This window comes from Gluconobacter sp. Gdi, assembly GCF_014132155.1.
Lineage (GTDB): Bacteria > Pseudomonadota > Alphaproteobacteria > Acetobacterales > Acetobacteraceae > Gluconobacter.
This window is the reverse complement of record NZ_BLJQ01000021.1, coordinates 1-20,504: the sequence shown is the minus strand read 5'-3', so window position 1 is coordinate 20,504 and position 20,504 is coordinate 1. Positions and strand designations below refer to the sequence as shown.

Here is a 20,504-nt window from a genome sequence, read left to right as displayed (position 1 = left end):
GCCGAAGCCAGTGCCAAGCGGAATGGGCTGGACGGTGATGGATGTGCCGATGTCCTGTTCCGTCAAATAGGACTGCACGTCCGCAGCCGTGGCCTTGCTATTGGCGAAAATGACATCGGCCAGGGGCAGCATGGCGCGGTGCCAAGCGCGGAATGTCGTAATGATTCCACGGTCGCACCATTCGGGGCAACGGACTGGCACGAGATCATGCATCAGCAGGCCATAGGACATGCGCAGGTTATCGCGCATCCAGCGGATGGTGTGGATATAGTTCTGGTGGTGCCATGGTGCGCCAAGGGTCAGGAACACGTCACCGGGGCGAGCAGCGTCCGCCAGTTTCGTGCCCTCCAAATACTGTTCGGACCGTCCGACGTTACGACGCGGGCTCAGCTTCCGCTGTCCGGCGCGCAGGGCCAGTCGTACCATCGTGGCGGGGAGGGTGCACAGGCCGGTGAACGCGAGGCCTTCCGCCTGAAAGAAGGTGGACAGGACCTTTTCGGATGGCACCTTGTCGATGGATGGCGTTACGGAGGGAAGGACCGTGGCCTCAGCGTTTGTTCCCTTTCTGTCGCCGCCTGCCATGATCTGGCGGAACAGGCTTTCCACAACTGTCCAGTTCACAGTCTGGAAGTCGTGGGGGTGGGTGGCGTCCGGACCGCGCCGGACGAATTGGACATCTTCACTGCGAAGGGTGCGAAGGGCTGCGCTAATCTCGAACACAACGCGCTGGATGCCGCTCGGCCTCCCGTGGTGCGTGAGATGGAACAGTAGATCGTCAATGTCGATCCATAGGATCATGATCGTTTTTCGCTCAGGTAAGCCGTATGGCAGGCGTCCAGAACGGCGTCGGCCGTACGTTCCCACGGGACGGGCTGGAACCGGGTGCGGACCTCTTCCTGCCAGCGGGCCAGTCCTTCGCGATCCGTGATGGTGTCGTGAACCACACGATAGGCGTCGTCGATGTCTTCCGGGTCGAAGTAGCGTGTCAGCGGGCCGCCGGCTTCGGGGATGGAGGTGGAGTTCGAGGCAATGCAGGGTTTGCCGTTAACGAGGCTTTCCGTCACGGGCAGGCCCCAGCCTTCATACAGCGAGGGAAACAGCGTAAAGAGGCAGCCTTCGTAGAGGTGGGACAGCTCCTCATCGGTCGGATCGTTCAGGAGACGGATCTTGCCGCGCAGCCACTCGGTGTTCTCAAGCTGCTGCATGAGGTCAGAGACCAGCCAGCCGACACGGCCGGCAAAAACCAGTGTCGGGACCTCCTCGCGTGGCAGGTCCGTCACCAGACGGCGCCAGATGCGGAAAGCTAGCAGGTGGTTTTTCCGCGCCTCGATGGTGGAGACGAACAGGACATAGCTTCCCGGAGCAGGCAGCCCCCTGGGACGTTCACCCTGAGCGCGGTGAGGTGGGCCGAAGCCGCTGCCGATGGGAATGGTCTGGACTGGAGCGAGCAGCTTCAGGTGATGCTGGCGGGCATAGTCTTCCACGCTTCGGGCGGTTGCGTTGCTGATGGCCAACAGTCGGCCACACTGGGGCAGCGTGGTATCGAGCCAGTGACGGAAATCCTGGATCAGGGACAGGGCGCACCATTCGGGACGCACTGCTGGAATGAGATCGTAAAGTAGCAGTACGGGCTGAATGCCATAGACCTGCCGCATCCGGGCCAGACGTTCTCCGAAATCCGGTTCGGACCAGGCGGCCCCCAGAATCAGGAAAATGTCCCCGGACTGCGGTGCGCTGGCGGCGGGTGGAGCCGGAGCGGGGGGAGAGGACGCGGATTGTGACGCCGATGTGGGAGAGGCGACGATCGGACGTGGGCGCAGGCGCGAGCGAGCATAGCGGCGCAGGAGCTGAAACGCCCGAAGCTGGTTGACGACAATGTTCAGCAGGGGACGGGCAAGCTCGGGGGGGAGGCTCTCCAGCCGTCGGATTACCGCATGACGCAGGCGTCTGATCAGGGCGCGAGGCGACCGTGCGACAGAACGCATGGATGCAGCGTCGGGAATGATTTTTTCATCAGTCCGGACCGCGAACAGGGCCTCCAGATCCGCAAAGGAGACGGGTATGAGAAGGTCGCCGTCCCCTTGTCCGCGGCGGCCCAAGACGATGCGGCCGATCCCCGGCACAAAGGCGGCCTGCTGACGGATGACACGAAGGATTTCAAAAACGAGACGCTGGATTCCGCTGGGGCGGGCGTTTTTTTCGAAATACTGGAAGATGTCTTCGACGTCGATCCAGATTGTATAATCTTCGCTCATGCGTCCGGAGTAGCCTCGGGCTGGCCGGCAAGAGCGCCGGTCTGTCAAACGGTGATAGTGCGTTCTGTAGAATAAAGCCTGCGTCAGGAGCAAGCAGTCTCGGGCGTTGATTGGAGCAAAGATGCTGCTCGGTCGGAAAGATGTTATATTTGTTGCTGGAAATCCCCGGCTCCTGAACCTGAACTTATAACGATTATTTGCTATTTCCGGCAGATTGTCCCTGGTTAAAAGCTCGAAAGACAAAAAATCTCTAAACGAGACTGCACGTGACGGCAGGAAAGTGTTAGTCCCGCATAAAGCGTGCTGATTTATCTCCGTTCCTGATCCAATTTCTGAGAAACCGTTTTGCCATGCCGATTTCGACCGAGAGTGCTGCTGACATCGTCCGGCTGTTTCGTACAGGTCTTGGAAGAAGACCAGAGCCCGCGGCTCTCGCTCACTTTGCAGCGCTACTGGAAGATGGGGCGACATTCCATGACATCGCTCATATCATCGCGGGATCACCGGAGTTCCGTCAGCTTCATGGTGACGAAGACGTCTGTGATGCGCGATACGTGTCTTTCCTGTATCATAACGGGTTGGATCGGACGCCTGATCCGCAGGGAGAAGCTGGCCTTCTGGCGGCTCCGAACCGGGGCGATGGGCTGGTAATCGTTGCCGGATCGGAGGAGGCCCGCTCGCGGACCGATCTTTATGCGTTGCTTTATCCAGAAGGTGCACCGCCGCAGGACGACATGGCCTACAAAGCGTGGCTTCTGCGTTATGACCGGCTGTCTCCGACAGAGCAACTGGCCATCGGACGCCATATCGACCGAGGAATGGTCTCGCGTCCAACATTTTCCTTGATGCTGCAGGTCAGCAATCACCGACTGGACCTTCTGGAGGAGACAGTCGCTTCCCTGGAAGCGCAAATCTATACCGACTGGACGCTGATCGTGGTTTATCCCGATAACCTGCGGCCAGGTATTCGTACGCACCTTAAAGAGATTATACGACGCGTGCCCGGCTTGGTCGACGTGGAAGTTTCGTCCCATCAAGGCGTTGAAGGACGCTGGCGGAGCGCACTGGCGGCAGCGGCGGGTAGTTTTTGTGCCTTTCTGGAGCCCGGGGATCAACTTTCCCGAACGGCGCTTTACGAATTTGCAGTCGCTATCGTCAGCCGGCCTGACCTGGTGCTTCTGTATTGTGACGAGGATCGTCTGGGCAGTGACGGGCAGCGCTGTCACCCTTCTTTCAAGACGGGGTGGAGCCGGGATCTCGCTTATGCGGGAGATGTGATCGGGCAGCTTGCGGTGTTTAGCCGGGCGCGAATCATGGCGGTCGGGGGAATCCGTGACGAAGGGGGCAGCTTTACACGGTATGACTTGCTGCTGCGCGTGACAGAGGATGTTCCGGCGGCCTGTATCCATCATCTGCCCCGACTTCTGTTCCATCGTGGGCGGGCGCCGGGTCTGCCACTGATGTTCCCGCTGGTGCGGGCTACGCAGCAGCATCCTGAAATGCGAGACGTGGTCCTCCGGCATTTTCGGGAACGCCATCCGGATCTTGACCTTGAGGACGTCTATATCGGCGGGAATGTCTGGCCAAGGATCGTCTATCCGACAAACGGTACGCCATTAGTTTCGATCATTATCCCGACCCGGGACAAATTCCGGCTGCTCGAGCGTTGCGTTTCCAGTCTTCTGACTCTGACCAACTATCCGAATTTCGAAATTCTGATCGCCGATAATGGCAGCACGACCCCGGAGATGCTTGATCTTCTGCGGCGTCTGGGACGTGATCCGCGTCTGACGGTGCAGCGTCTTGCCGCGCCCTTCAACTGGTCTGCCCTCAACAATAGGATGGCCCGTCAGGCGAAGGGAGACATGCTGCTCTTCCTCAATGACGATACGGAAATTCTTGAGGAAGGATGGCTGACGGAAATGGTGTCACTGGCGCAGCAGCCTGGTGTCGGCGTGGTAGGGGCGCGGCTGTCCTATCCGGACGGGACGTTGCAGCACGGCGGCATGGTCATGACTGAGCACGGACCGAAACATATCCTGCGCAGCGCGACGGAGGATGATCCAGGTTATCTGGGTCAACTTGTCCTGACGCGGGATCTGATGGCCGTAACGGGCGCCTGCATGCTTGTGCCTCGTCCGGTTTTCGAGCGAATGGGCGGCTTTGACGAGACCTTCCCCCTGACCTGCAATGATGTGGATTTCTGTCTGCGGGTGAGGAAAGAGGAGTTACGGGTTGTCTGGACGCCCCATGCCACACTGATGCATGAAGATGGTGGAACGCGCGGGCGGGACGGGACGGCGCGGAACCTGTTCAACGCCTGTGTGGACGTCGGGCGTCTGCTGGAGCGGTGGGAGAAGGTAATGCTCAACGATCCTTTTCTCAATGCCAATCTTGAGGCCACGGATTACGCGTTGCGGCTGGCGACACCTCCCCGTGCGCCTAAGCCATGGCGTCGGCGAAAAGGCCACTACCGCGAAGCCGCCCGTGTTGCGCTGTCCTGACGGGCTGTTCCGTTTTTCCTTCCGGCCTTCCGTTCTGATCTGAAGAGACAAAGATGTTCTGTTCTGCTCCACTTTTTCGTTCTGTCGCGACGTATTCTGTCTCGTGAGTGAGGTGACTGTGCGTCAGTGCGCCATTTTGGTGGGGGGGCTGGGAACACGTCTGGGCGCGCTTACCCGGACGTTGCCCAAGCCCCTCATGCCCTGTGGCGACCGACCTTTCCTCGCGTGGCTGATGCGGGAGATGCAGCGTTTTGGCGTTGAGGACTTCGTTCTGTTGGCAGGACATCTCTCGACGGAGATCGAGCGGGCCGTAGACCAGATCCGGGCCTTCCTGCCGAAGCCAGCGAAGATCACAATCAGCGTGGAGCCGTTCCGGGCCGGTACGGGAGGGGCGCTGTATCATGCCCGCGCGCATCTTCAGGATCGTTTTCTGCTCTGCAACGGGGATTCCCTGTTTTCCTGCAACCTATCACGGTTTCTGTCGCGTGAGCCTCAAGGAAACTGGATGCTGCTGCGTGCGGTTGAGGATCTGGACCGGTACGGGGAGGTTCGCCTGGCGCAGGACGGCGAACATGTGGCGTCTTTTCATCCCAAGGCCGAGCAGCCGGGGCGGGCGGGCCTGATCAACAGCGGGATTTATCTGTTCGATCACACTATCTTTGGTCATTTGACGCCGGACTGTTCGCTGGAGCAGGACGTGTTGCCGGCACTGGCGGCGCAGGGGGATCTGCGTGGCATGGAACTGACCGGATATTTCCGGGATATCGGCCTGCCAGGCGATCTTGAGGCGGCAGGACGGGAGTTGCCTGAGGTCCTGCTGCGTCCGGCCGTGTTTCTGGACCGGGATGGCGTCATCAACAAGGATCATGGCTGGGTCGGCACGCGGGAGCGTTTCGAGTGGGAGCCGGGTGCTCTGGACACCATCGCGCGGATGACGGAGAGCGGACATCATGTCTTCATCGTCACCAACCAGTCAGGTGTGGCTCGCGGACTATATTCCGAAGAGGATCTTCACGCCCTGATGAACTGGGTGATCGGGGTAGTGCGTGCGCATGGCGGCACAATCGACGACTGGCGGTACTGCCCGATCCATCCCGAGGCCGTGGTGGAGCGGTACCGGGGGAATAGCCCTGACCGCAAGCCTGAACCGGGCATGATCCTTGACCTGCTGCGGCGATGGGAGCTGGACCCGGAATGCTGCGTAATATTCGGAGATCAGCTCTCCGACATGCAGGCCGCCAGCGCTGCTGGTATCGAAGGCGTCCGCGTTGGTCCGTCCAGTCTGGCTGATCTGATTTCCGAAAGAGGGGGGTTCCTGTGAACAGCGATCCTTATACACGCTCGTCCCATACTCGTTCGATTGCCGGGACGCAGAACGCTGTTCGCGCACGCGTGCCACTCCGTCTGGGGCTGGCGGGTGGCGGGACGGATCTCAGTCCGTATTGCGACGATTTCGGAGGGGCGGTCCTGAACACGACCATCGACCGCTATGCCTATGCCTTCATCGAGCGGTCAACGGATGGAAACGTTCATTTCGTGGCTCCGGATGTGGGTATGGATGAAGCGTTTGACCCGCAGGATATTAATGAAACTGTTCGGGACCGGGCAAAGCTCAGACTTCATGCTGGGGTTTTGGTCGCAATCAGTCGTCGTTTTTCGGTTCCGGTGGAGCCGTGGCGCATCACGTCTTTCGTGGATGCGCCGCCGGGATCCGGGCTTGGTTCGTCTTCAGCGCTGGTTGTGGCGCTGGTAGAAGCGTTTGTCAGTCTGCTCCAGCTCCCGCTTGGGCCGTATGACGTGGCACATCTGGCCTATGAGATCGAACGAATTGATCTGGGGCTTCAGGGCGGCAAGCAGGACCAGTATGCCGGGACGTTCGGCGGGACAAACTTCATCGAGTTCTTGGCCCAGGACCGGGTGGTGGTCAATCCGTTGCGGCTGTCCAGCCGGATCCGCAATGAAATCGAGACGTCCTTGGTCATCGCCTTTACGGGCGTATCGCGGGCGTCGGCGGACATCATTGCCGAGCAGCGCAGTGGCCTGCTGAAGGTGACGGAAGAAACCATGCGCAACATGCACCGCCTCAAACAGGATGCGCATGACATGAAAAATGCCCTCCTTCGCGGAGAAGTGCCCCATATGGCCGAGATCCTGAACCGGTCTTGGGAAGCGAAGAAGAACACGGCGCGCGGCATTTCCAATCCGTTGATCGAGATGCTCTATGGGCAGGCGATGGCGGATGGTGCGATCGGCGGCAAGGTCTCGGGCGCGGGCGGTGGTGGTTTCATGATGTTCATCGTGCCGCCGGATCGCCGTGTGCGGGTGATCCGTGGCCTGAATGGTGCTGGCGCGCAGGCTGGTGGCGTGCATCTCGTGACGGAAGGAGCCGAAACATGGATGAGCTGAGGCCGGTGACCGATGAAAGCCCGTTCACAGACAGTATGAGATGGGACGGCAAGGAACGGCTCGCGGAGGAAGAGTATATTCCCATCACAGAGCCGGCAGTCGAAAAGCATGTGCGTGCGCTTATCGAGAATCAGCTGGAACAGGCCATGGGGCGTGTTTACCACGTGGAGGAACGGAGCCGTCATCTGGAACGTCTGTTCGCACGCGAGCCGGTTTCAGAGCATGAAATTCAGGCGCTGACCCGCAGCAACACGGAACTGCGCAACCAGCTTCAGCAGCTCCAGGCGGAGCATCGGCTGCTACTTCAGTCCACCGCATGGCGGGTGGGACGGCGGCTGCGGGATCTGGCGCAGCGTCATCCGGTCTTTGCCCGTCATGCACGCCGAGCCGCCAAGTTGACATACTGGACCCTCACGCTGCGTCTATGGTCGCGTATCCAGGTTCGGCAGGGTGCAAAAAAAGGCATTGCCCTTCTTGCACAGTCCCCGCTGTTCGATGCCGTATGGTATTGCAAGCGTTATGCGGCAATGTTGCCCCCAGGAACTGATCCGGTCGCACATTACTACTGGACAGGTGCAGCGCAGGGGCTGGATCCGCATCCGCTGTTCAGCAGTAACTGGTATACTGCTGCGCTGCCGGTTGAGGCGGCGATCAATCCGCTTGTTCATTACATTACTCATCAGGGACGCAACCCACCCGATCCGCATCCTCTATTCGATACAGGCTTCTACCTGAAGCAGGTCGGGAAGATAGCGCCTGGACGCACACCGCTGGAAGATTTTCTGGCGCGTCCTTCTGGATCCGACATCAGGCCAAATGCTGTTTTTGACCCGGTGGCCTATGCAGAGGAATATGCTTCCAGCCTGAAAGACGGAACCAATCCTCTGGCGCATTATGCCGCAGAAGGAGAAGCGGGAGGATTCTGGCCACATCCGCTATTTGATCCGGTATGGTACACGGCGCGCTATCCGGCAGCCATGGAGTTCGGGGCGCTGGCGCATTACCTGCGGGAAAAGAAATGCGCGAAGGGGGTAGTCTGTTCCGAGCATATGGAGCAGCTGGGAGATAAGACGCTGTCCCTGCCGTTTTCGCTATCGTTTCCGGAGAAAAATGATCCGGAAGTCTCGATCATTATTCCGGTCTATGGCCATTATTACGATACCTGGCGCTGTCTGGCGTCCGTAATGCTGCTGACGCGCAAAGTGACTTATGAGGTCATCATCGCGGATGACCGCCCCTCCCGCCCGATTGCGTCCCTTCTGGGCGCGAAAGGTGCGGTGCAGATCATCAATACCGAGAATCTCGGCTTTCTCGGTAATAGCAATTCTGCCGCGAGACGCGCGCGGGGCCGCGAACTGATGTTTCTGAATAATGATACGACTGTAGGGGACAACTGGCTGGCCCCGATGCTGTCGATCATGAAGGCCGACCCCTGTGTGGGGGTGGTAGGCTGCAAGCTTCTGAACGGTGATGGCACAGTGCAGGAGGCAGGGGGAATCATCTACGGAACGGGCTGGGGTGACCCGTTCGGAAAGAATGATCAGGCAGACCGCGGCTGCTATAATTACGTCCGTGAAGTAGATGTAGTGACGGGGGCCTGTTTCCTCGTTCGCCGCCATTTATTCGAAAAAATGGGCGGCTTCGATGGCCGGTATGCCCCGGCGTTCTATGAAGAGTTCGACCTCGCCACCAGCATCCGGGATGCAGGATACCGGGTAGTGTATCAGCCTGCGAGCCGTGTCCGCCATCATGGGAGTGCGTCCTATGGCACGGAGATGCGCGACAAGCAGACGCTGAAGAACCATGCGACCTTCTGCCGCAAGTGGCAGACGCTCCTGGCGACGCAGCCTGCGCCGGATACGTCCAGCTTCCTGAGCCGGGAGCGGCCCTCTCCGCGGGGCATCATCCTCGTCATTGATGACAAGGTGCCGGAATATGACAAGCATGCTGGTGCGGTCACGTTGTTTCAGTACCTGCGCCTCATGCGCGAGCTGGGCCTGCGGGTGATCTATGCGCCGCAGGATGGCAAGCCGCTGGAGCCTTATACGGCTGCTCTCCAGCAGCTTGGCATCGAAGTTCTTCATGCGCCGGACCGGCTGGACCGATGGCTGCGCGCGTATGGCCTTTACGTGGATTTCATCTGGACGGCTCGGCCGGATGTAACGTTCCCGATCTTGGCGCAGCTTCGCCGCCACACCGGCGCGCCGATTCTGTATTACACCCATGACCTGCATTATCTGCGGGAGATGCGCCGTTACGAACTGGAAGGCAGCATCTGGGCGCTTCAGGAATCCCAGCGCCTCAAGCCCATGGAATTGAAAATCTTTGATGTCGTCGATCACGTCTTGACACCGAGCGCGGAAGAAAAGCGCGATATCCTCCTGGAGGTGCCTCACGCAAATGTCACAGTTGTACCGCCTTATCTGTTTGGCGATACGGACCTGACAGACGCGCCGGCCGATTTCGCATGCCGCAGGGACCTGATCTTCGTGGGAGGGTTCGACCACACACCCAATGTGGACGCTGCGGTCTGGCTGGGTCAGGAGATTATGCCGCTGGTCTGGGAAAAGCATCCGGACAGCACACTGTGGATCGTGGGGAACGTGCCGCCGCCGAATGTGCAGGCGCTGGCGTCGGAGCGGGTAAAGGTGACGGGATTTGTGCCGGAACTGGAGCCATATTTCGAAAAGGCCCGCGTTTCGGTCAATCCGCTGCGTTACGGGGCAGGCGTCAAGGGCAAGATCGTCACGTCATTGCAGGCAGGTATTCCGGTTGTTACCACTACCTGCGGGAATGAAGGCATCCAGCTTGCAAACAGGGAAGAGGCGCTGATTGCCGATACGTCCGCGGATATTGCGCAGGCGGTCATCTGTCTTCTGGATGACGAGGCGCTGTGCCGGACGCTGATCCGGTCTGGGGCGGAGGTGGTGCGGAAGCGCTTTTCCGCCAGCCGGGCGAGGGAGATCCTTCGGAACGTTCTGGGAGATGCGCTCTGCCCGGTCTGTGGCAGCCGCCCGCGGCAAGGACGTCATGCGGATGGGGACTGGCGCCTGGGGCTGCACTGCACGAATTGCGGGGTGGATAACCGTGGGGCCGGGGTGGCGCAGGTTTTGGTGGCGCCGTGGCACCGGCAGCGGGTCAACACCGTGCGCGAGGCGCTGCCGTATCTGCAGGATCTGCGGATGCATGAATTCGGCAGGGGCGAGGCGTTGCGTGCTACCCTATCGGGGCTGGCAGGATATACCTGTTCTGAAAAGGCTATCAACGAGTTGTTCGATGAGGACGGCCTGATCGATCTGTTCCTTAGTCCCGAAGGGCAGGTACAAGACCTACCGACGTTGCATCGTATTCTGAAGCCTGGCGGTAAATATATTTGTGCGGTCCTGAAGCAGGTGAATGAAACGGCACAGTCCCTAAGGGAAATTGGCTTTCAGGTTACAATCCATAACGTCGATATGTCCGAAAGCGATGAGGCTTCTTTGCAGATCATTGAAGCTCTTCGGGACTGAGGCGTCTTTCTTGAGGAGTTCATAAAATTAGGCCTTGGCAAGCCGTTCTTTTCGATACTGAAATGAGAAAGAGCGGCTTGCCAAGGAAGATAAGATCATGTGCGGGAAAATAGACCGGCTAAACAAGGGTTAGCCAATTGTCGGTGGACCGCCCAGAATCGGTTTCTTCGAGGTTTGTGTTATTCACCTCGGCAGTTCTGAGATGAGTTGAAATCGGAAAATGGATCCCAATTTCCGAGGCCGTGCGCAAGCCGCTATCGGACTGGAGAAAAAGGATTCTAGCGGCAAAAACGGCTAAAAAGCATTCAAGGGCTTAAATCGCAGTTTTGAGTAGTGCTGCCCTAAGGGACGTATCTTATCACTCGCCAAAGGACAAACATGCCCGCTACCACCTGAAGTTCATGAAGGCGAAGCGACAGCATGGTGGCACAATTCCATCAATCATTCTCGCCATTCCCGTTGACAAAAGTTTATAGGATCGGCGTGAGATCTGATTCACTTTGTGGCTGGGGAATAATGGGCAGAGAGGACAGGTATGGCCCGAGGCGATCTGACGGATCAGGAATGGGTGGTTATTGGTCCTCTTCTGCCTCCTGAGCGCGAACGTTGGGCACGACCCGCAGGAGATAACCGCCGGTTTCTCAAGGGTATGCTGCATGTCCTGCGCCTCCGTTTGTCCGTGGCGGGATATGTATAAGCCCTACGGCAGGTGAAACTCCGTGCATGTCCGATTTTGTCGTTGGGCCGAACAGGGCCATATGGGACGCTCTGCTACAAACCCGTATGGAAATGAGGGTGACCGATGACTGGCAGTATATAGTCGATAGCACCGTGAGCGGTCCCATTCACAGGCCACAGACGCAAAAGGGGGCTCGTACGGAAGCATTTGGTCGATCACGTGGCGACTTTACGAGAAAAATCCATGCTCGATACGACAATCAGGGGCGTCCTCTTAGCTTTGCAGGCAGGTCTCGGACTACAAAGCCATAAAGCCCTGATAGCACTTCGAGCTCCAAACCCAGGACCATGCTCACCAACCGGAGCTATGACAGCGGAAGCTTTTGCCAGGATCTGTTGGTCCACGGGATCCTGCCGGTCATTCCCTCGCGCAAAGGCCGCATCACAACGCGCTATACAGAAAAGAGAAAATATCGGGTGTCGTTGTTGCCGCCGGACATAACGGATTTTCATGGTCTGGTCTTTAGCGAGACCACGTGAAATCCCCTAAGAATTTTCTAGAAAATGATGGGAAAGCATAGACTTCCCCATCATCTTTTAAAATCTGTTATCCGACCTTGCGGAGATCGAAGCTGGAAGAGTGAGCTTCCATTACATAGGGTCCGCTAGACACCACCTGAACGGAGAGAATGCTTGGCTCCCTGACAAACATACCACTACTCTGGAGTGGCAGAACTGCATTGCCATCTGTCCAGCGATATCTTGAGGATTCTACTTCATGCCAGCCTGACAGGTTGGACAGGGAAAGATGTGCCGTCAGTTTCGTTGTCCGGCGAGAGGCAAAAAGCGAAATATCGCCGACAAGAACACCAAGATTACGACGATCGTCCACAAACGGGCCGATCGTGTCACTTGGACGATTGGCACGCGACACCAGACGAACTGTCGTAACACTTGCCGGGATCATGAACGTAACCCGCTCATTCGCCTGCCTTAGCGGACGGATAACCTGACCAAAATCTGTGACCAAATGAAGATCAGCGTCTTCAGTGAGGGTTACAGGTGCATTCTGAGAAACCAGCCCTGCTGACTGCGCACGGAGTTCAATATCATGGAAAATGGGCTCTACGAACGAACGACTAACGCACAGTGGGGCAGCCGCGTCTTCGCTCCATGTCTTTTGCCGTCCCGTTAGAGTGGCGAGGCCGCCATCCTGCCGGAATGTACGACGATTGCCTGTATCGAGATAGCTCTCTGTCAGCATTCCGTCTGCCATTATTACGGAATGCTGTTCCGTCTCGATATGATAATAGTCGTAAGAGGTCAGTGACTTGTCATAGAAAATAGAAATTCCGTTGACGAGCATACGTGCGGGGACAAACTTGCCGTTAAAATACAGACAGTGTTCCGCCGTGATCAGCATGTCCTTATACGGAACACCCTCAGCAATCGCATTTTTGAGAATGCGAACAGGGTAGCCTGCTTCATCCGTAGACCGCTGTGAGTTCACTACGGCACGCTTTCTGCCTGCCCAGACAATCTTCTGCGTGCTTTCCTGCCCATTTTCATAGACAGAAACGACATCTCCAATTGTCAGATCCTGAATTGCCTTGACGCCAGAAGGTGTAGCGATCATTGAATCTGCCAGGAAGCAGACTTCATAAACAAGATCGCCATCACTGTTTGCGGTGAGCGTATAACCAGCGTCTTTAACGCCAATGATGTTCATCGTAACCAACGAGCCGTCTTTGAGAGTCAGCACGACATGATCGGCATCTGAGTAATTCACAGTCGTGACGTCTGCGGCTTTGACGTCAGCAAGAGTAATACCGTCAGAGGAACCCGCTGCAGTGCCCGAGAAACCACTGATGACCGTGGTGGGGCTGCCAGTCCCGGTGATGACCAGGCCTGTGTTGGTATTACCCTGAAGATCAACTATGCCACCGGCTGTAGCCGGAATGGTCGCCGTTGCACCGTCAGCAAGGGTAATCGTTCCGGATATTATTGCGCCACTGAATCCGCTGATCGTGCCACCACTCGCGACGGATGTATCTCCAATCATAGCGCCCGAAGATACGTATACCGTAGCGCCGCTGTTCACGGTCGTGTTGGTTGCCTTGCCTCCCGAGGCGATATCGAGCACGGCGCCACTTTGGAGCGTAGTGCTGGTTGCATTTCCCTGAACGCCTATGCCGCCCGCGACGGTAGCGGACACGGAAGAACCTCCAGCATAAACCGCTAGCGTACCGCCAGAAGAAATAGTGACATTGGTGGTCGTAGCACCTTTGTTAATAATTTCCTTGCCGTTGCTAAGAACAGTGGACCCGCTATCTACACCTGTGTTCTTAACATTCAGCAGGCCACCGGAGCCGATCGTTGCTGCGTACGAGGAGCCTTTCTCTACTGTGAGATTGGCACCATTTCCGGAGACGGTAGTATTATAAACCTGTCCTCCACTGCGTACGTCCTGGCCTGCACCGTTTCCGGACACCACGGTGCCGTAAGCAGCGCCACCATAGACCTGCTCAACGGGATATTTTCCCTGGAGTTGTGTATTGCTCGTGACGCCGCCGCTTTCAACGCGCACAATGCTGACGCCGTTTTTGCCATCGTCAACAGCAGAGAGATAGTTGGCGCTTCCGCCAGCCTGAATGTCAATCAGTGCAGCTTTACCCGATGCAACAGTTGTCCGGATAAAACCCCCGCTGGTGGCGACCGCCGTTCCGCCAGCGGTAATGCGCGAGGCAGCAATTGTCCCGCCGTCGCCCGCACTGATCGATCCACCATTGGATACTGTGGCCTGCGCCACATTAGCACCCAAGATAGCCCTGATTGCGCCACTGCTTAGAACCGTGGCCGCATACATGGCTGCACTGCTGCCCTCAACATCCACTTCTCCGCCAGAAGAAAGGATACTGCCTGTATCGGTGCCGTATACAGTTGCGAAGGTTATATGGTCATCTTGGCCAATGAATGTATTGCTGGTAGAAACACCGCCATTCTCCACCGTGAAATCGGCTTGGGCTTGCACAGTAATCCGGGTCGCGCTGCCACCGGCTTCGACCGTCATCTGGTCATAGCCGGCGCTAAGCGTAATGCCAGAAAGTGTGGTGCCTGAAGAGGCTACATACTGGGTCATGCATAATGCCTAAAATTTATTAACAATTATTCACTACAAGGAATAGGTTAAATATCTCAAGTCAAGAATCGGAAATATTTTGAATAAAATTAATAAATAATAGAAATTAAGGGGCGTTTTTATAATATAACAAATATTAACGATCAAGAATATGGGGATATTTGCTTGTATATATTATAGTTTTAAGAATATTATTCTTATGGAAACAAACCTTTTCTCTATAGGAAACACCCCCCTAATAACGAATTTTATTGATTGCAGAGCTACGTTTTATCTGGGTTTATCACTCATGAAACTACCCTTGCGCGATCGGGGAACCGTTGACTGAGGTCCCAACGCGATAATTTCTTGTGTTGGATCGCAAAAGAACTCCAGGCCTCTGAAGCCCCTGATCATCCCACACAACATGGGATTTTGAACTCAGAGTGCCCGTCGCTAGCGCTCTGGGAACATGATAGGATCAGGTATCATGAGCACTGACCCCAATATGAGCCCGTCCATTACTGCTGTTCCGATTAATCGTACCAACAGTACAGAACATGCCCTATCCACATTTGTCACTCTTTGCATGGCTGTTGCTGCTGGAGTTGCGGTCGCTAACATCTATTATAACCAGCCCATGCTGGGCATCATGAAACGTGACCTGCCAGGTTCGATCACAAACCTGATCCCAACAGGCACCCAGCTTGGATATGCCGCTGGACTGTTCCTCCTTGTACCTGTCGGGGATATTCTGGAGCGCAAGCGACTTATTATTCTTCAGTTCATTCTCCTCGCATTAGCTCTTTCGGGTGCTGCAGTCGCACCTAATGCAATGACACTGCTCGTAGCGTCTGTCGCCGTAGGGGCCTTTGCCACTGTTGCGCAGCAGATTGTTCCCTTTGCAGCACATCTTTCATCCCCTGAACGGCGGGGGCACACGGTTGGTATTGTCATGGGAGGACTGCTGGGTGGTATCCTGCTTAGCCGAACTCTGGCTGGTGTAGTCGCCACGTACACTGGATGGCGCGAGATGTTCTGGCTGGGCGTTCCGATCGCTTTAGGCGCGGGCGCCTTGATGGCCTACTGCCTCCCCACGAGCAAACCCGACACCAAACTCCACTATGGTCAATTACTGACATCCCTGATGGGCCTCTGGAATGAATTTCCTCAGTTGCGCCTGGCGTCAGTCACTCAAAGCCTTCTTTTTGGAGCTTTTAGTGTCTTCTGGACGATCCTGGCACTTCATCTGCAAGAGCCTCGGTTCGGGTTAGGGGCCGCTGCGGCCGGCCTTTTCGGTATCGTAGGAGCCGTTGGTATCCTCGCCGCTCCAATTGCGGGGCAGATTGCCGACAAACATGGCCCTCAAAAAACTATTGTCTTTGGGGCTGGCCTGATACTCGCATCATGGATCGTTTTCGGCCTCTGGAATTCACTTTCAGGCCTGATTGCAGGGGTCATCATTCTTGATTTTGCGATACAGGGCGTGCTCGTGTCCCATCAGCATGTTGTCTATGCGTTGCGACCTGAGGCGCGAGCACGCCTGAATACCATTTTTATGGGAACGATGTTCCTGGGTGGAGCGATAGGTTCCGCCAGTGCAATGATGGTTTGGCCTGCATTTGGTTGGACAGGTATTGTCTTTCTCGGCGCAGGCCTCGCGCTTTTTGCTACGTTACTCCAAGTCTGGAACTGGAAGAGATTACGAGTGAAATAAGCTTAAAGCACGAGTTGACCGCTCGTTACTGGTTTGCAGAGCTTACAGACAGCTCGAGACCAAGAATTTTTAAAAGATGATTACGATAGCTCTGTATGACGTCATCAATGGCCGGCGCCTTTATGACATCTGTCGCTACATAAGTAGAGAGAGGGCTCATTCCCAGAAACTGGTTCGCCTTATGGAAGGGAAAATAAACACCATCAATCCCTTTGCCTTCAAAGAACTGTTCTGGATCCTCAAAGGCTTCTTTCGGTGCGTTCCACGTCAATGACAGCATATAGTGCTTTCCCTGTATCAGACCACCTGATCCATATTTGCGCTCAGGGTTGGAGCGGGTGCGCCCGTCATTGGCATACAGAGAGCCATGTCCGGCCGTGAACACTTCATCAACATACTTTTTGACAATCCATGGTGCGCCCATCCACCAGCCGGGCATCTGATAGATGACCAGATCCGCCCAGAGGAAGTTTTCAACCTCGGCCTGAATATCGTAGCCTGCATCGATCTTGGTCTGACGAATATCGAACCCGGCAGTCGTTAATGTCTCAACCGCAACGTCGTGCAGAGTATCGTTAAGCCGACCGTGAGAATGGGCAAATGCTTTTGAGCCATTCAAAAGAAGAACATTTTTCATTGGGTGTTATCCTGGTTACGTCACGGGTGCGAGTATGCAGGTCATAGTCTGGTGCGATAATAGCCTGCCTCTCCACATGAATTTTGAATAAAATTCACAGATGAAAGAGCAGTTGTGGAGAATGAATGATCCTCAGAAGAGCAAATGATAGGCCAAAATTCGCTGGATAGCCCAGAACAGGCCGATAGCTGCAATGAGAAGTGAAGCCGGGATCGCAATCCGACTTCTGAACCAAGGGCGGTTTCTGAAAGCACCTACAGCCAGTGTCGCAAGAAGAATGATGAAAAGCTGACCAGCATCCACGCCAAAGTTGAAGCCGATGAGTGCCGCCATGAAGTCGCGATGAGGGAAGGGTACTTCACTCAGGCTGCTGGCGAACCCAAAGCCGTGAACCAGCCCGAAAGCAAAAACAACCAACAGGCGTGTTCGCCCCAGTTTTGGCCTAAAGACATTTTCTAGGCCGATGAATGAAATCGATAAAGCGATTGCGGGCTCTACAAAACGGCTCGGAAGATCGAAAATTCCGTAGGTTGAAAGAAACAGTGTCGTGGCATGCGCAATGGTAAAGACTGTTGTCTGGGAAAGCAGCTTGCGCCAGCTAATTCCCAGAAAGAAAAGCCCGAGCACAAAGAGAATGTGGTCCGTCCCTTCCGGGACGATATGCTTGAATCCGAGCTTCAGATAAACTGGTAACTGTTGTCTCCACGACAGTGTGTCCGGATCAAAGCTGGCAGGCTGTTCGACGTGAGCTGCTGGGAGTTTTCCCCTGTAGTCAAAGATAACGCTCTCATGCTGCCCGGCATCAAGCCAACGCGTCTGCGTATAATGCCGTTCAGGAAGCTGAACCGTATAGGCGACGGGGTAATCAATCTGTGCTCCAAGTGGAATGCGAAGTTGCAACGGGCCGGTGTCTGCAGGAAGCGGTATCTGAAATTGGAAATGAGCTGGTTTGTCAGCTGCCAGATCCATATATTCATCCCGGCTCTTGCCGGAAAAACTGTAGTTCACGAGAGTGGCGCGAAGGACAGAATTCCCCGAGAAAAGCGGTAAGGCTTCAGTGATTTGCGCAGCGACTGATCTGACCTCAGCATCATGCTGTGATCCTTGCCCAGTCGCCAAGAGGTAGTATCTGGCAGGATCACCCATGAGCACTGTCAGATCCATATCGATCATGACGGTTGCCGTATCTGGCCGATCCAGCGAAACCAAGACTCTCGTCATGGACTCCGGATCAGCGTATCCTGGAGAATTACCCAGAAATAAAAACGTAAAAACAATGACTTGAAGGACTATTCGTACATTCCGTTTAAGGTGAAATGTATTCTGGAAAACAGCCTTCATATCTTACCAGACCGTCGGCATCGTCTGTCCCGTCTGGAGCAGAACCAGCCCGCTGGGATTACCCGGGTATGGAACAACAAGGCGCCATGTGAATGGGCTGCATGTGATCATCGAAATCAGAAGTCTCCGCGGGTAACCGGGCGCTCCTATCCATTCGAGCCCGTCAGCTTTAGCATAGACATTTTCCATGCTCGCAGCGGCATCCTGTACGGGACGACTGGTCATCAGACCCGCGATCTCCAACTTCATTTCGGCAAGAACCTTACCGTGGCTAACCATCACGATCCCACCTTTGAGCTCGGCGATACGATTGACCGCGAGCGCCATTGCCTCGTCGCTGGTTCCCATGACCGTAATGTTATGAAGATCGTGGGAAACAGACGTAGCGATGGCACTATCGGGCGTTTTAGGGCCATTCCCCGTCCAGAACATCTTGCCCAGCCGAGCCTGTTCCATGTAGCGATCTACTGTTGCAACTTTGATGATGTCACGTGCGATATCGCGCTGAACGACCCCGTTCACCACAGAGAGCGTTGCCGTTTTCTGAACGGGGTCAGTGTAAAACGGGGCCTGAATAGCAGCCGTAACCTGGGTCGTTTTCCCCTTGGGTGCCAGGATTTCAAAGTCTTTTGCCGTCAGCTTTCTACCGATGTGGATCGTATCGGACGCCCATGTCGGCCATGTAATTTGGGGCACTGGGAGCAAGTATTTCCCATCCTGGGCCGCCAGCTTTCCATTCGCAAAAACATACTTGATCTTCACGTCCGGCACAGAAGATAGCAAGACAACGTCAGCATACCGACCCGGTGTAATAGACCCGACAATCTGATCCATATGACCATGCTGGGCCGGATAAAGGCTACCCATTGCGTATGACGCCTCAATGGGCGCACCCATCTTGATTGCAAGACGGATGTGATAATCCATGGTTCCTTGCTTCAGCGTATCCGCGACATTCCTGTCATCTGTCACAAGCGCAATATTATTCCAGTTTTTCAGCCCCTTACGCACAAAATAGGGCACGGCCCGCTCAATATTGTCATCACGGAGCTGCAAGAAGAGGCCATGCTGTAATTTGTTCCATGCTTCTTCAGGAAGCCGGGTTTCATGATCGCTGGAGAGGCCCGCTCCGGCAAATGCATTAATCGTGTCCATGTCCCATAAACCTGCCCCGTGCCCGTCGACGACGCCCCGATTATCGAATGTGGCCTGAATGTTTTCCCAAATCCGTTGGTGACCAGGATGAGAAGGGTTTGAAACGGCAGGCCAGTCCATCACTTCGTCCAGCCCCTGGACGCGTGGATTATCGCGAATGTTTTCAGAGATTTCCTTGTAGGCATAGTTTCCGCCACCTTGCTCGAAGGCAGAAGGCGGGGTGGCTGACCCGAGGGCAGGGAAAATTTTCAGCGGACTGCCAAGGTGTTCTGCCGTGAGCCAGAATTCAACGTTATGCGTACCGCTGACATTCGCAAATTCATGAGAGCCTTCCGTGGTCCAGGTATTCCCCAGAGGAACGACAAGTGCGGCTTCCCACTCGGGCGAGAGCATCGAGCTTTCGATATGCTTGTGAGATTCACCAAATCCTGGAACGGCTGGGAGCCCCTTGGCATCAAAAGTTGAAAGCGCATGGCCTTTCCACTGACCAGCCGGCCCAACCCATGCAATCCGCTTCCCGGCAATGACAATGTCCTGCCCGTCTTCCCAACTGAGAGTGTAGACGTTCAGAACCTTTGCATTGTGGATCAGAAGGTCCGCCGGTGCGCGACCCAGAGCGACTGCCACCAACATCTGCCGCGTCTTGACTTCATCACTGAAGGCAACGGGGTGAGCCACACGGCTTGCTGTGGGCACGGTAGAGGCCGGAATATCTGTCGCTACTGCATGAGATGCACTCAGAGACACGCATGAAAGCGACCATGCCAACGCTCTTACCGAAACACTTGAAAGCCTATGAAAAGATAGGGGAAAAGACATTGCTCAGGTATCCGGTCGCAGGAAACAGTATCAAATTCTAGCCGGGACCATACCGGTATCATAATGTTTTTATCAATGATCATAAATTTTGGCTGCGAGAGCGAACATCGTCCCCTCAGCCGTAATCGCCGCGAAATTTATCGACACGGCGGAGAAAGGGACACCTTTTCTCCCTGTGGTATTTCGCATCCTGGTTGTTAGTCCACATGACGATCGAAATTGGGAAGTAAACATGGATACCATCATCCACATTCCATGCTCATACCTAGGCTCAGGACTCATAGCCAGAAGATGACGGTTGCAGCGAGGCAGATGGCTGAGAAGAAGACATTCGGGCATCTGTCATAGCGTGTTGCGACCCTCCG

Annotated in this window: 12 protein-coding genes and 2 pseudogenes; 7 read left to right on the top strand and 7 right to left on the bottom strand. The window is 55.7% G+C overall.

What is annotated here, in order from left to right:
• Together JN414_RS15600 and JN414_RS15595 are read right to left on the bottom strand one after the other, a co-directional pair.
• Positions 1 to 798 (bottom strand): annotated as a pseudogene (locus tag JN414_RS15600) (glycosyltransferase family 1 protein); the annotation flags it as partial.
• Positions 795 to 2,255, bottom strand: a complete 1,461-nt coding sequence (locus JN414_RS15595) for a glycosyltransferase family 1 protein (protein WP_202208706.1) — start codon at positions 2,253 to 2,255, stop codon at positions 795 to 797. The gene JN414_RS15595 and the pseudogene JN414_RS15600, both read right to left, overlap by 4 nt.
• Before the next feature lie 350 nt (positions 2,256 to 2,605).
• Between JN414_RS15595 and JN414_RS15590 the strand changes: the two genes are divergently transcribed.
• The 6 genes from JN414_RS15590 to JN414_RS15565 all read left to right on the top strand — a co-directional run bounded on the left by JN414_RS15590 (position 2,606) and on the right by JN414_RS15565 (position 11,892).
• Positions 2,606 to 4,759, top strand: coding sequence for a glycosyltransferase (locus JN414_RS15590; protein ID WP_202208705.1), 2,154 nt, complete (start codon positions 2,606 to 2,608; stop codon positions 4,757 to 4,759).
• Between the two features lie 103 nt (positions 4,760 to 4,862).
• Positions 4,863 to 6,080 carry an HAD-IIIA family hydrolase gene (locus JN414_RS17040; RefSeq protein ID WP_237390122.1) on the top strand — a complete coding sequence of 406 codons (1,218 nt, stop codon included), beginning with the start codon at positions 4,863 to 4,865 and terminating at the stop codon, positions 6,078 to 6,080.
• Positions 6,077 to 7,165, top strand: a complete 1,089-nt coding sequence (locus tag JN414_RS15580; RefSeq protein WP_202208704.1) for a hypothetical protein — start codon at positions 6,077 to 6,079, stop codon at positions 7,163 to 7,165. Before JN414_RS17040 ends, JN414_RS15580 begins: the two co-directional genes overlap by 4 nt.
• On the top strand, positions 7,153 to 10,674 hold the full coding sequence (locus JN414_RS15575) for a glycosyltransferase (RefSeq protein ID WP_202208703.1): 3,522 nt from the start codon (positions 7,153 to 7,155) through the stop codon (positions 10,672 to 10,674). The genes JN414_RS15580 and JN414_RS15575 overlap by 13 nt, the downstream gene beginning before the upstream one ends.
• Positions 10,675 to 11,209: 535 nt before the next feature.
• The gene (locus JN414_RS15570) at positions 11,210 to 11,371 is read left to right on the top strand and encodes a transposase (RefSeq protein WP_202208702.1); all 162 of its coding nucleotides are present in this window, start codon (positions 11,210 to 11,212) and stop codon (positions 11,369 to 11,371) included.
• A 329-nt stretch (positions 11,372 to 11,700) separates the two neighbouring features.
• On the top strand, positions 11,701 to 11,892 hold the full coding sequence (locus JN414_RS15565; RefSeq protein WP_202208701.1) for a hypothetical protein: 192 nt from the start codon (positions 11,701 to 11,703) through the stop codon (positions 11,890 to 11,892).
• A 67-nt stretch (positions 11,893 to 11,959) separates the two neighbouring features.
• Here JN414_RS15565 and JN414_RS15560 read toward each other — a convergent pair whose 3' ends face one another.
• On the bottom strand, positions 11,960 to 14,491 hold the full coding sequence (locus JN414_RS15560) for a Hint domain-containing protein (RefSeq protein WP_237390121.1): 2,532 nt from the start codon (positions 14,489 to 14,491) through the stop codon (positions 11,960 to 11,962).
• 469 nt (positions 14,492 to 14,960) lie between these two features.
• Here JN414_RS15560 and JN414_RS15555 point away from each other — a divergent pair, with 469 nt between their 5' ends.
• Positions 14,961 to 16,187 (top strand): MFS transporter, encoded by a 1,227-nt coding sequence (locus JN414_RS15555; protein WP_237390120.1) that lies wholly within the window; start codon positions 14,961 to 14,963, stop codon positions 16,185 to 16,187.
• Positions 16,188 to 16,212: 25 nt separating this feature from the next.
• On the opposite strand, the gene JN414_RS15550 is transcribed toward JN414_RS15555, so the two are convergent.
• From JN414_RS15550 to JN414_RS15535, 4 genes and pseudogenes are all read right to left on the bottom strand, one after another.
• A complete protein-coding gene (locus tag JN414_RS15550) occupies positions 16,213 to 16,824 on the bottom strand; it encodes an NAD(P)H-dependent oxidoreductase (protein ID WP_202208700.1) in 612 nt (203 codons plus the stop codon).
• A gap of 132 nt (positions 16,825 to 16,956) precedes the next feature.
• Positions 16,957 to 18,045: a HupE/UreJ family protein gene (locus tag JN414_RS15545; RefSeq protein ID WP_237390119.1), complete on the bottom strand. Its 1,089-nt coding sequence runs from the start codon at positions 18,043 to 18,045 to the stop codon at positions 16,957 to 16,959.
• A 123-nt stretch (positions 18,046 to 18,168) separates the two neighbouring features.
• Complete coding sequence (locus JN414_RS15540) at positions 18,169 to 20,067, bottom strand: adenine deaminase (RefSeq protein WP_237390118.1); 1,899 nt, start codon at positions 20,065 to 20,067, stop codon at positions 18,169 to 18,171.
• Positions 20,068 to 20,417: 350 nt separating this feature from the next.
• A pseudogene (locus JN414_RS15535) lies at positions 20,418 to 20,504 on the bottom strand (IS5/IS1182 family transposase); the annotation flags it as partial.